The following is an 11,727-nucleotide window of genomic DNA, read 5'->3' on the forward strand; positions in this document are numbered from 1 at the left end:
GGCGCGTGCGGGTGATCATCACGGCTGCGATGCTGGTCGTATGACCGACGCTTCCGCTTCCCACCCGACGAGCTCGCCCCTTTCCCCGAAGATCATCCGCCTGACATGGGGCCGGATGGAAGTCGAAGGCATCACCCCGGGCAAGGACTTCGTCCTCTACCCGGGCGGCGGCCACGCATGGGACTGGGCCGAGCACGGCACCCGGCACGACCCCGGGATCCAGCCCGGGGACGTACGGGAGCTGCTTGAGCGAGGCGCCGAAATCATCGTCCTCAGCCTCGGCATGCAGCGACGGCTGCAGATCGCCCCACCAACCCTGGAGCTGCTCCGGGAGGCAGGGGCAGAGGTGCACGTGAACGAGACCCCGGCAGCCGTCGAGCTCTACAACACCCTGACGGCCGGGACCCGGCCCCTGGGCGGCCTCTTCCACTCGACCTGTTGAGGCCGAGTGCAGGGAACCGGAACCGCCTTCGCGCCGTTGCCTGCCGTCGTCCCGTTGCCCGCCGTCGTCGCTGCCTGCCGTCCTGAAGCGTCGGTCAGGACGGTTCCTTGCCGCGTCCGCTCATCGCGTCGCGCAGCCGGTCGACCATCCCGAGCCCGGGGGCCAGCAGCTTGTTGGCCGGCGGCTTGTCGGGCGCGGACGGGTGCGGACGGGTCGGCGCGGTCTTCTTCGCCTGCCGCGCCTTGTCACCGAGCTTCATCAGCATCTCGGCCGAACACGCCTGCCGCATCTGCGGGAAGAGGGTGTTCTCCTCGTCGTTGACGTGGTCCCGGATCGTCGTCATCAGCTGCATGATCAGGTCGTCGAAGCGGGGATCGCCGGCATCGCACCCTTCGAGTTCCTTCATGATGCGTTCCGCCGCGGCGTGGTCGTCCAGTTCCCGGTCGGCGATGCCGTCGCCGTTCGGGAGCTGCTCGCGGACCGCCGGGTACAGATAGGCCTCCTCGGCGACCGAATGCCGGACGAGTTCCATGGTCACTTGATCCGCGTACATCTTCCTGCGGGCATCGCCGGAGGGCAGCTCCTCGATGTTCGCGAAGAGTTCCTCCACCTCCTCGTGGTCCGCAGTCAGTTCCGCGATGACGTCACCGCCGTGTCCCATGGGAATTCCCTTCTCCTGAGGCTGTCCGGCCCCCATCAAACCCGCGAGGTGCACACGCGCTGCGATTTCCCGCACCCAGCGTGTCGATCACTTCGTCCGTCTACCGCTGCGACCTGCACCATTCGTTCCGCATCGGGGGGCCGATACAGTCGCTTTCCCCCTTTCAGCCGCTTTACCGCCCCGTAGGCGGTTCGGCTCACGGGTGGTCAGGGTGGTCAGGGTGGTCAGGGGGTCACGGGTGGTCGGGGCGCTCCTCGGGAGGAACAGCGCCGCCTTCTCCTCCGCCCCTCTTCCCCTTGTCGGTGCCCTGCGGGTGCGTACCCTTCGTGCCCTTCACGCCCTTGCCGCCACCTTGCGCGGCCTTGAGCGCACCCGTGTCCTCCGGAGAGATGCACGGCTGAGAGACAATGGCGGAGCGGGAGTCTCTCGCAGTTTCCGGAGGCCGGCCATGACCCTCACCCGCCGCTTCCACGTCGATCAGGACGGGCACTCCGTGACCGTTCTCCTCGAACCCGCGGCCAAGGACGTCGAGATCCTGGTGGACGGCAAAGCGGTCGCCTTCGCCCACCGGCCGACCAAGGACGGGACGATCCTCAACGCGGCCCTGCCCACCGACCCGCCGCAGCCGATCACCATCGTCATCGAGGACAAGGGCGGTACGCCGTCCTGCTCGATGATGACGCGCTACCGCCGCTCCACCATGCCCGAGGTGTCCTGGAGCCGCGAGGAGCAGCGGTTCCTGCCGCGGCCGCTGGAGAAGCTGCGCGGCCTCCTGCGCCGCCCGTCCGCCTGAGCCTGAGCGCTACGGCCCGAGCTGGGGCCCGAGAGCTACGGGCGGCGCCAGTCGTCGCGGTCCAGGTGCGAACCGGCCATGGGACCCATCCGCAGCATGCCTCCGTCGACGGCCCACGACGCCCCGGTGACGTACGAGGCGTCGGGCCCGGCCAGGAAGGCGACGACCGCCGCGACCTCGCGGGCGTCACCCGGCCGTCCCATCGGGATGCCGGCCCTGCGTTCGGCGCGGACGTCCCGGTCCTCCTGGCCGGTCATGGGCGTGGCGATCTCGCCGGGTGCGACGGCGTTCACGGTGATGCCGTGCTCGGCCAGTTCCAGCGCCATGACCTGCGTCAGCAGGCCGAGGCCTCCCTTGGCGGCGCAGTACGGTCCGGCTCCCACCCTCGGCTGGTGCTCGTGCACCGAGGTGATGTTCACGATCCGTCCGCCGCCGCCCTGCCCGATCATCCGGCGTGCCGCGCGCTGACCACAGAGCAGTGGTCCCACGAGGTCGACGTCCAGGACCTCCCGTACGGTGGCGAGGTCCAGGTCGAGGAACGGGATGGCCGTCCCGGTCCCGGCGTTGTTGACGAGGACGTCGATCCGGCCCAGCCGGCCGGCGAGGCCGTCGATGACGTCCGCGGCGTCCGGCAGGACGGTCAGGTCGAGTCGGGCCACCTCCGCGCGGCGCCCGTACGCCCGTACCTCCTCGGCCGTCCGGTGCGCGCCCTCCTCGTCGGCGTGCCAGGTGATCCCGACGTCCATGCCCGCCTCCGCCAGCCGGACGGCGACGGCGCGCCCGATGCCGGAGTCGGAGCCGGTGACCACGGCGGTCCTGGGGGTGAAGTCGAGGGGGCTGGTCATGGCGTGAACCCTTCACTCGCGCGGTCGCCGGTCGCCGGTCGCCGGGCACCGGTCAGCGGTCAGCGGTCACGCGGACGCTCCCCGGCAGGGCGACGGGGCTGCCCAGGGCTCGGGGTGCCCGCCTGGCGGCCGGGGTCCGCCTCAGTACGTGAGCTTGTACGTCACGTCCTTCGGGACCGGGGACGGTGCGGTGTCGGTGTAGACGAGCCGGATCATGGTGAAGCGCTGGACGTCGGGGCGGGCCGGCCAGGGCTCCGGGTGGCTCAGGGTCACCTTCACCGGGTAGGGGCGGAAGCGGCCCGCCGCGCAGTAGGGGCGGCAGTCGTTCACCATGTCGGTGCCGGTCGCTGTCGCGGTCCGCGGCCCCCACGTGTCCCAACGGAGTTCGACGAGGCGGTTGTTGCCGTCACCGCAGGCCAGCAGGTACTCCTCAGGGCGTACCTGGGCCTCCGAGAAGCAGTCGACCACCACCGGGTCCGGCGCCCGTGCGGCACGGTTCTGCGCGGAGGCCGGGACGGCGGCCGCCGCGAGGGCCGCCGCCGCGCACAGCGCGGTGGCCGCCCGCACGCGGGACCGGGGTGCGGACGCGATCCGGCCGTCTCCTGAAGCGTCCACGACACCCTCCTCGCCCGTCTGTCGCGCCGTCGGCGCTGCGGCCCTTCCCAGCTTCCACGATCCGGGCGAGCGGCGCACCCGCTGGGCGACGGCGGCATGCGCGTCAGGGGGCCGTCCTTCGGCGCGCAGAGCTGCCGAACGCCCACCGACTGTCGGGAAGCCGCCCACGTTCGTCCGGATCACCGGCAGACCGGAGAAGGAACGCAGCTGGCTCGGTGCACAAGATCGCCAGCGGCTCACCTGCCATCCGCCGGAGGGAAAAGATCACAGGTCGGGCCCTTATGAACCTCTTGCTCCGTATGTCACTCTGGCGGGGCAAGCCGGGTCGCTGGCCTGCCCGACGACCCTGCCGACCAGTACGGAAACGCCCATGCCCCTGCCCTTCGCGTCTCGAGTCGCATCCGCCGCGGCGGCCAGCGCCATAGTCGTCCTGATGGCGGCTTGCACGACCCAGGTGGCCGCCGGTGCAGCGGCTCCCACGCCGCGGACGACGGCAGTGGTACCCGCTTCGGCCCCGGCCACCACCGCTGCGCGGCCGTCCGAGTCACCGATTGCCTCCGATCAGACCGAGGCCTCCACCCTGTCCATACCCTCCGTGGGGATAGCCGGGCTGCGCGTGACGCCGTACGAGGGCACCACGGACGATGCGCCGGGGACCCGTATCCAGGACCAGGGTGTGGCGGCCAGCCCGTACGGGAAGCGGGGCGGGGTCGGACCCGGCCAGGTGGGCAATTACCTGGTCACCGCGCACCGCCTCTCGGCGGGCGGCCCGCTGCGCGACCTGCCCGCCGTCAAGGAGGGCGACTCGGTGCTCGTGACCGTGGGCGACGTGGTGTACACGTACGAGATCACCGCGACCCGCAAGACGTCCTTCCGGTCGGAACGCTCGCTGAGCGAGCAGCGTGCCGCGGTGCCCGGCAAGCCCGGGGCGGCCCCGACCCAGGCCATGATCACGATCTCGACCTGCGCCACCCCGGAAGACCATGCCGAGGGCAACTTCTGGAGCGACGCCCAGGGCAATCCCGAGCACCGCATCGACAAGATAGGCGTTCTCCGCAAGACGTCCGGAGACCCTTCCGCCGGATAGCGCCCTCGGCCCTCCCCGCCTCCGCCCGGGCGGTCAGAACGCGAAGACGGCGTTCCCGTTGAAGGTCGCGGACATGGCGCACGCGTTGGAGAAGGTGTGCTTCCAGGAGATGCGGCTGCCCTGCCAGACGCCGTCCGCGGTGACGGTGACGGGGTCGTAGTGCATCGGGCAGGCGCGGTTCGAGTCCGGGGTGGCCAGGAGCGTGTCGAGGGTGCCCGCGGTGGCGGCGAGGGCCGCACAGGCGGCCTGGGGGTCGGGGTGCGTTCCCTGGGCGGTCGGTGCGCAGCTGAGGGTGGACGCCCGCACGACGGTGGCCTCGTCCTCGCCGCCCTGGGCGACGGTCAGTACCACGGCGGAGGGGGCGTACAGGCCGGCGGGCTGTGCCTCCGCGATGGCAGTGGAGCCGGCCAGGGTCAGGAGGGCGGCGGTGGAGACGGCAGCGATGCGGTAACGCACGACGAAACTCTCTTTCAATTTAAAGGTTTAACGCGGCACTTGGCTGCGTTATGTCGACTGGACGCTGCTGAGTCTGTCGGGTGTGAAGGGGGCGTGCACATCGATGACCGATTTACAGACATCTCGTTCGATTGTCCGCGGCCGAATGGTCGTTCAGGCAGCTCAGGCGGGTGGCGTGCCCCAAGTGATCAGGCGCAGACGCTGAGTGACCCTCGGCCTGCCGCCCGTACGAGGGCCGTTGACCTGCTGTCGGCCGCGCGCGGTTCATCGAACGTCCATCCAGGCTGGCCGGATAGGCGCGGTTCAGCGGCACAGGGCCGCGACAGTGGCCTGCTCATGAGCCCCAGTACGTAGCCGGCGCCCGGTGTTCCCGATGGGGACGGTGGTGCGCATCTCGGTGAGCTGGGCCGCCGGCAGCAGACGGCCGGCCAGGAGTGCGGTGAAGAACCCGTTGAGGTCGGAGTTGGTGGAGATCATCTGCCCTGCCGCCCAGCTCGCGGAGGGGTCTATTTCCGTGACGTCGCGCAGAGGCGCGCCGGCTGCATCCCTGTGATAGCCCCTGGGATGGGACTCTCGGATGGTCATATCACCAGGGGAGGGGAAGGATGTCGTCCTCGACGTACTTTTCGTAGTCGGGAAGTCCGCTGGTGTGCTGTAGGAGCTGACGGACGGTGATGCGGCGTCCGTCGATCTCCTCCCCGCGGACGAGGCCCGGCAGATAGGTGTCGACCGTGGCGTCGAGGCCGATCTTCCCTTCACCGACCAGTTGCAGCACGACCACCGCGGTGAACGTCTTCGTGGTGCTGCCGATCCGCACCTGACCGTCAACCGGCACCTTCGAGCCGGTGGCCAGGTCGCCCACCCCCGCGGTGTAGGTACGGGTACGGCCCTCACGGTCCTTGACGCTCGCCAGCGCGGCGGGCAGGCCATCGGAGCGCACCAGCGCGCTCAGGCCCTGCTGGACGGTGTCGGGCCTGGCGCCAGCCGATGCCGCGGGCGGCGCCAGGACACCCGTCGTCAGGGCGCCCCCCGGTACGCGACGCAGCCGATGAGGAACGGGAGCGAGGAGGAACGCCCAGGCCGCGGTGGCGGGCTCTTGCGGCCCTTCTCAGCTGACCTCGCCGAACAGTAGCTTCGCGGCCACCGTCGTCCCGTCGGTGCGGATCGTGCCGGCCACCGCCTTCGCCCGCGCGCAGGTCTCGGGCGACAAGGCCTTGTCGAGCGCGGCTGACAGGGATCCGGTGGTCGGAGTCGGACCGTCGTGTGCCGCGCCGATGCCCAGCTCGGCCACGCGGCCTGCCCAGTACGGCTGGTCCGCCCCCTGGGGTACGACCACCTGGGGCGCGCCGGCCCGTGTGGCGGTCGTCGTCGTGCCCGCGCTGCCGTGGTGTACGACGGCGGCCGTCCGGCGGAACAGAGCCTCGTGGTCGACCTCGCCGACGAGGAAGCAGTCGTCCTGGTCGTCGATCAGGGCCAGGTCGGCCCAGCCGCGGGCGACGACCGCGCGGTGGCCCTGCGCGCGGATCGCCTCGATGGCCGCCCGGGCGAAGTCCTTCGGGGCGCTCAGGGGCGTACTGCCGAGGCCCACGTACACCGGTGGTGTGCCGGCGTCCAGGAACGCCACCAACTCGGCGGGAAGAGGGCGTTCGTCGGTCAGGAACCACGCGCCGGTCTGGACGACGTCGAGGTCCGTCGGCTGCCACGGAGCCAGGACCGGGTCCGTGGCCAGCCACGGGTGGTCGGTGAAGGCGTAGTCGCGGACGTTGTCCACCGGCGGCAGGCCGATCGATGCCCGTTGGGTGTTGAGCATCTCGCCGAACATCGCGTTGGCGATCCGGGCGTCCAGGTCCCACAGCGCCCGGTTGTCGGTCTCGTCCGGTGGCAACGGCCGGCCCCGCCGCGCGGGAGGCCGGCGGTACGGAGACGGCAGGCTGACCGGCTGGTGGCTCACGTGCACGTAGCGGATGCCCAGTTTCTCGGCCACCGACCGCGCGCCGGCCGTGGCGGGCAAGGGGCCGGTCGCCACCAGCGCATCACATCCCTGGGCCGCCGCGGCGACCGTGCCGAACTGCGCCGCCATCAACTCGGCCGCGCGCTGCGGCAGTCCCACCGCCGACCCCGGCGTCACCGAGGTCACCAGCGGGCGCACCGGCCGGCCCGTCGGCACCAGCGGCACACCGACCTCGGCCAGCAGCTCCGCGAACTCCTCGTCCGGCGGCGCGCACACCCGCACCTCCGCGCCCAGTTCCCGCAACCGCACCGCGAGTCCCGCTATCGGTTCGACGCTCCCGCGCGACCCGTACGTCGAGAACAACACACGCATTGAGCAACTCCGATGTCCGCAGGTTCTGGCCTCGATCCGCGATTCTGCGGCACGCCCCGGGTCTTGCCGCAAGCCCCCTGGTGCGCTATAGGTTGAAAGTGGCAGGAGCGCCCTGGGTGGCGCGGTCTTCGCGCTGCCGACGGCGTACGGCCGGATTCGGCGGGTACGCGCGGGACATGACGGTGAAAAAGATGAGCGTCCTCGTTCTGGACTGCGCCGATCCGCAGACCCTCGCCCAGTTCTACGCCCGCTTTCTTGGCGCCGAAGTGTGGGCCGGGGAAGAGCCCGACGTGGTCGAGGTGGTGGGGGACTCCGGGGTGCACCTTTCCCTCCGCCGCGACCACGGCTACGCGCCGCCGAGCTGGCCGCGCCCGGAGGACTCCCAGCAGGCGCACCTGCGGATCCTCGTCGGAGCCGAGGATCTCGACGAGGCCGAGCGCGAAGCCGTCTCACTGGGGGCCCGGCCGCTGGAGCCCGACTGCGAGGACGGCCCGCTCGACGCCCGCCGCTTCAGCGATCCCGCCGGTCACTCCTTCACGCTCGTCGCTACCGGGGAGGTCACGGGTGCGCCTCCGTGCCGCGGCGGTTGAACGGCAGCCTGCCGAGCACGACCGCCATGCCGCAGGTGTTGGTGAGCGCGGAGAAGACCAGGCCGGCCCCGATCGCAGCGGACAGCAGGGAGAAAGCCGGGTGGAGGAGCAGCCCGAGGATCAGACCGAGCAGCACGATGACACCCGCGGTGAAGCGGACCTGGCGTTCCATCGCCCAGACGGCCCGCGTCGGGGAGCCGTCGGGATGCTGGAGGTCGTGGCCCTCGGCCGCCCAGGCCTGGGTGCCGCCCGTGAGGCTCGACGCGGGGATGCCGTGGGAGGTCAGCGTCCCGACGGCGTTCTCCGAACGGGCACCGGAGGCGCACACCACGAGCAGGGGCTTGCGTTCGGCGGCCTGCCGCAGCTCCGGCAGGCTCCGCGGGAGCCGGTCAAGGGGAACGTTGACGGCGTCCGGCAGGTGGCCGGACGCGAACTCGCCCGGAGTGCGGACGTCGACGACGGTCAGCTCGCGCAGTCGTGAATGCGCCTGGTTGACATCGAGGGAGGTGGGAACGCTCATGGCGGACCTGGTCCTTGGCAGAGGGAGTGGCGGGGGAGGGCTCAGCGGCGCGCCGACGCGCCGACGGGGTACGGCACGACGCGCGACTCCGGAGCCATGCCGGGGATGATAGGCGCCCCGGGACGGCCCGGCCGCGAGTCGGCGAACCTGCCACGGAACCGCCACGTTCCCGCAACAACCGGCGGAGGGGCCGGGACTGGGGCTGGCGCCGCCGCCCTTGCGCCCCGCACCCGCACGGTCCCCGTCCCTTCCCCATTTCCGTTCCACGCGGCAACCCGAACGAGTGAACGGGGAGATCGGCGTGAGCCTCATCCCGGACAGGAAGCCGACCGAGGGGCTCAGTAGCGCAAGGCGGTTCCGGTCCCGGCCGACACCGTGCCGGACAGCTTGTGCGTACTGCGGGCCGTACCCTGCCCCGTGCCCTTCCCGGCCACGTCCGAGATCGTCACCACCACGGTGTCGAGGAGCTTGCCGCTCTCGTCCTTGAACTCGACCTGCACGGCGAAGGACTTGGTTCCGTCATCGGTGTTCCGTACCGTCACGGGGACCGTCGTGTACCCGTCCCCGTCGGTCGTCACCGCACCCAAGGACACCTGGTCCTTGGCATCGACGCCGTTCTTGACCTCGGCGAGCTTGTCCTTCGCGACCGCGGCGGCGGACTCGGCGGCCCTCGCGGCCTCGGCGGCGGCCGACGAGACCGCTTCGCCTGCCGACTTCACCGCCGATGCGGCGCTCGCCACGGCGTCGGGCGGGCCGCCGTCGCCGTCCGCACAGCTCGCGGCGCCCAGTGCCACCGCGCACAGCGCCACACTTGCCGCACCACGCGTCCACGCGACTGCCGCCACCACGCCTCCCAGGGTGTTCCGGACTTCCCAGTCAAAGGCCCGGCGGCCCGGATGCCCACTGGACCGGGCATTCGGGTGAGGGCGTACGACGGCTCCTCGCCCCCCGAAGTGCGCCGAGGGCGGGCGGGTCCCCTGTCGTGACGCGGCTTCACCGGCCACACTGATGACTTCGGGGCGGAACGCCCCCGTCACAAGGAGGTTGTGGGGAGTTGTCGGGTGAACCTGCGGAGCAGTCCCCTCCGGTCGTTCGGCCCCCGGTGTGGGAGACGTACGGGCCGGCCGATCTCAGCGCTGTGCCGGTGTTCGCCGGAGGGTTCATCAACTTCGGATACTGGCGGTCCATCGACCTCGGACGACCGCTGTCGCAGGGCGACCGGATCCGCAGCGAGCAGGACCTCTACCGGCACGTACTCGACGCGGCCGCCCCCGAGGGCCGGCGGGCCGTGGAGATCGGCTGCGGTCTCGGCCTCGGGTGCGCCCTCGCCCTGGAGGAGTACGGGCCTTCGTCGGTCACCGGGGTGGACATCCACCCCCAGCAGCTTGAGCGGGCCCGCGAGGTGAACTCCCCGCTCCTCGAAGCGCAGCCGGACCGGCTGCGCTTCGTACTCGGGGCGGCGGAGCGTCTGCCGCTCGGCGACGCGGAATTCGACTCCCTGTACAGCGTCGAGGCGGCTCAGCACTTCCCGGATCTGTCCGCGTTCGCCCGGGAGGCGGCGCGGGTTCTGCGGCCCGGTGGGCGGCTGGCGGTCGCCAGCTTCTTCACCGTCGACGGCGGGCACGCGCACACGCACCCGCACGCGCATACACACGCGGAGCGGCTTGCGGGACTGCTCGACTCGTTCGCCAGTGGCCTGGACATCGCCCGGCCCGTCTCCCGGCTCGCCGATGCCCTGGCCGAGGCCGGTTTCGCCGAGGTCCAGGTGACCTCGATCGGTGCGCAGGTCTGGCCGGGCTGGGACCGCTGGCTCGCCCGCCTGTGGAAGCCCGGCACCTGGCCCCGCAACTTCCTGGCCGCCTGGGAACAGCAGATCCTGGACTACTACCTGGTCACCGCGGCCCGCCCGTAGCGATCGGCGCGGCCCGAGCCCGGGTTCACGCGAGGAACTGGGCGAGGGCTCCCGTCACCGTGGCAGACGAGGGCGAGACGGTTCACGGCGATCTCCGGCTGAGGGCTGGGGCGTTGACGTGACCGACCGTCCCGGAAGAGGTGTTCGCCATGGTGCGGCCGGTGGAAGATGACACCGGCGAACACATCGGAGGGCACGTGGCAGGGAAGCCGGGTGAGCGCGGGGACGCGCTCGCCAGGTTGCGCGAGGAGCTGCTCGACGGTCTGGCTCGCGCCCGTACGGACAAGACCCGGCTCGCGGTCCGGGCGGGCTTGGGCCGCACCACGGTCCACGGGGCCTTCAGCGCTGACGGGACCGTGCCGTCGGCCGCGACCGTCGTGGCCCCGGCCGGTGCGCTGCGGCTGCCGGTCGACGAGCTGCTGGAACTGCGGCGGACGGCCGCAGGAGAAGGCACCGCTGTTCCCGCGCGGCCGTCGGGCCCGGCCAAGCCCATCGGCGCATGGGATCCGCACGATCTGGAGGTCCACCCTGCCGGCCCCGTGCTCACCGGACCCGGCCAGGGGCGGGTTCTGCCCGGCTACGTGACGCGGGCACGACCGGGTGCTGGCAGACGCCGTACGGGATGCCGCCGGGGGCCGCAGCCGGTGGTGCTGGCTCGCCCACGTCTCCCTGGCGCCCGTAGCAGACGCGGCACGGGCTCAGACGATATGGCCGTCGCGCAGCTCCACGACCCGGTCGGCCAGTTCGATCAAGTGGGGGTCGTGGGTGGCGACGAGGATGGTGACCGACTCGCTGCGCACCACCGCACGCAGCAGTTCCATGATGGACCGGCCGGTCTCCGAGTCGAGCTGGCCCGTGGGTTCGTCCGCGATGATCAGGTCGGGGTCGTTGGCCAGGGCGCGGGCCACCGCGACGCGCTGCTGCTGGCCGCCGGAGAGTTCGCCGGGGCGCTGCTCGGCGTGGTCCGCGAGGCCGACCAGGGCGAGCAGGGTCCGGGCGCGTTCCTCGCGCTCTTGGGCGGGGACGCGGCGCAGTCGCATCGGCACGCCGACGTTCTCGGCGGCGGTGAGGACGGGGATCAGGCCGAAGGACTGGAAGACGAAGCCGATGCGGTCGCGGCGCAAGGCCAGCAGGCCCGGCTCGTCGAGGTCCGCCAGGTCGGTGCCGTCGAGGGTGATCCGGCCGCTGGTCGGGGTGTCGAGGCCGCCGACGAGATTCAGCAAGGTGGTCTTGCCGGAGCCCGACCGGCCCCTGAGGGCGGTGAGTTCGCCGCGGCGGACCTCGAAGGACACGCCGCGCAGGGCGTGGACGGCCTGCGGTCCGCTGCCGAAGCTGTGGCGTACGTCGTCCACCACCACGATCGGCGCGCCACCGCCCTCCCGCACCGCCGCGACCGCCCCCGGTTCCTGATGGTCACTCATGAGATCTACCCCACCGTCGAGTTGTCCGAGCGGAGCGCCCCGCCGCGCGTCCCGCAGGCCCT

General features: G+C 71.7%; 13 protein-coding genes and 1 pseudogene. 5 read left to right on the plus strand and 9 right to left on the minus strand.

Features of this window, described 5'->3' with window-relative positions; all coding sequences use genetic code 11:
* Window positions 1-40: 40 nt before the first annotated feature.
* Window positions 41-442 (plus strand): Mth938-like domain-containing protein, encoded by a 402-nt coding sequence (locus ACZ4TV_RS30780; protein WP_468138427.1) that lies wholly within the window; start codon window positions 41-43, stop codon window positions 440-442.
* 94 nt (window positions 443-536) lie between these two features.
* On the opposite strand, the gene ACZ4TV_RS30785 is transcribed toward ACZ4TV_RS30780, so the two are convergent.
* A complete protein-coding gene (locus ACZ4TV_RS30785) occupies window positions 537-1,103 on the minus strand; it encodes a hemerythrin domain-containing protein (protein WP_468138428.1) in 567 nt (188 codons plus the stop codon).
* Window positions 1,104-1,551: 448 nt separating this feature from the next.
* On the opposite strand from ACZ4TV_RS30785, the gene ACZ4TV_RS30790 reads away from it, so the two are divergent.
* The gene (locus ACZ4TV_RS30790) at window positions 1,552-1,896 is read left to right on the plus strand and encodes a hypothetical protein (RefSeq protein WP_468138429.1); all 345 of its coding nucleotides are present in this window, start codon (window positions 1,552-1,554) and stop codon (window positions 1,894-1,896) included.
* A 35-nt stretch (window positions 1,897-1,931) separates the two neighbouring features.
* On the opposite strand, the gene ACZ4TV_RS30795 is transcribed toward ACZ4TV_RS30790, so the two are convergent.
* Both ACZ4TV_RS30795 and ACZ4TV_RS30800 read right to left on the minus strand, forming a co-directional pair.
* The gene (locus ACZ4TV_RS30795) at window positions 1,932-2,741 is read right to left on the minus strand and encodes an SDR family oxidoreductase (RefSeq protein WP_468138430.1); all 810 of its coding nucleotides are present in this window, start codon (window positions 2,739-2,741) and stop codon (window positions 1,932-1,934) included.
* Between the two features lie 141 nt (window positions 2,742-2,882).
* Window positions 2,883-3,356: a hypothetical protein gene (locus ACZ4TV_RS30800; protein WP_468138431.1), complete on the minus strand. Its 474-nt coding sequence runs from the start codon at window positions 3,354-3,356 to the stop codon at window positions 2,883-2,885.
* Between the two features lie 370 nt (window positions 3,357-3,726).
* Between ACZ4TV_RS30800 and ACZ4TV_RS30805 the strand changes: the two genes are divergently transcribed.
* On the plus strand, window positions 3,727-4,443 hold the full coding sequence (locus ACZ4TV_RS30805; RefSeq protein ID WP_468138432.1) for a class E sortase: 717 nt from the start codon (window positions 3,727-3,729) through the stop codon (window positions 4,441-4,443).
* 33 nt (window positions 4,444-4,476) lie between these two features.
* Here the strand turns inward: ACZ4TV_RS30805 and ACZ4TV_RS30810 are convergent, their stop codons facing one another.
* The 3 genes and pseudogenes from ACZ4TV_RS30810 to ACZ4TV_RS30820 form a co-directional block, all read right to left on the minus strand.
* On the minus strand, window positions 4,477-4,899 hold the full coding sequence (locus ACZ4TV_RS30810) for an SSI family serine proteinase inhibitor (RefSeq protein ID WP_468138434.1): 423 nt from the start codon (window positions 4,897-4,899) through the stop codon (window positions 4,477-4,479).
* A 320-nt stretch (window positions 4,900-5,219) separates the two neighbouring features.
* Window positions 5,220-5,978 (minus strand): annotated as a pseudogene (locus ACZ4TV_RS30815) (serine hydrolase domain-containing protein); the annotation flags it as partial.
* Between the two features lie 29 nt (window positions 5,979-6,007).
* Entirely contained in the window at window positions 6,008-7,222 is a 1,215-nt protein-coding gene (locus ACZ4TV_RS30820; protein WP_468138435.1) for a glycosyltransferase, read from the minus strand.
* Between the two features lie 176 nt (window positions 7,223-7,398).
* Here ACZ4TV_RS30820 and ACZ4TV_RS30825 point away from each other — a divergent pair, with 176 nt between their 5' ends.
* On the plus strand, window positions 7,399-7,812 hold the full coding sequence (locus tag ACZ4TV_RS30825; RefSeq protein WP_468138436.1) for a VOC family protein: 414 nt from the start codon (window positions 7,399-7,401) through the stop codon (window positions 7,810-7,812).
* Here ACZ4TV_RS30825 and ACZ4TV_RS30830 read toward each other — a convergent pair.
* Both ACZ4TV_RS30830 and ACZ4TV_RS30835 read right to left on the minus strand, forming a co-directional pair.
* The gene (locus ACZ4TV_RS30830) at window positions 7,781-8,332 is read right to left on the minus strand and encodes a rhodanese-like domain-containing protein (protein ID WP_468138437.1); all 552 of its coding nucleotides are present in this window, start codon (window positions 8,330-8,332) and stop codon (window positions 7,781-7,783) included. The two genes, ACZ4TV_RS30825 and ACZ4TV_RS30830, sit on opposite strands and share 32 nt — an antisense overlap.
* 338 nt (window positions 8,333-8,670) lie before the next feature.
* Entirely contained in the window at window positions 8,671-9,180 is a 510-nt protein-coding gene (locus ACZ4TV_RS30835) for a hypothetical protein (RefSeq protein ID WP_468138438.1), read from the minus strand.
* Window positions 9,181-9,386: 206 nt separating this feature from the next.
* On the opposite strand from ACZ4TV_RS30835, the gene ACZ4TV_RS30840 reads away from it, so the two are divergent.
* Window positions 9,387-10,244: a class I SAM-dependent methyltransferase gene (locus ACZ4TV_RS30840; RefSeq protein WP_468138439.1), complete on the plus strand. Its 858-nt coding sequence runs from the start codon at window positions 9,387-9,389 to the stop codon at window positions 10,242-10,244.
* 698 nt (window positions 10,245-10,942) lie between these two features.
* Here ACZ4TV_RS30840 and ACZ4TV_RS30845 read toward each other — a convergent pair.
* Window positions 10,943-11,665 (minus strand): ABC transporter ATP-binding protein, encoded by a 723-nt coding sequence (locus ACZ4TV_RS30845; protein WP_468138440.1) that lies wholly within the window; start codon window positions 11,663-11,665, stop codon window positions 10,943-10,945.
* Between the last annotated feature and the right edge of the window lie 62 nt (window positions 11,666-11,727).

This window comes from Streptomyces sp. NPDC028910, from assembly GCF_055564955.1.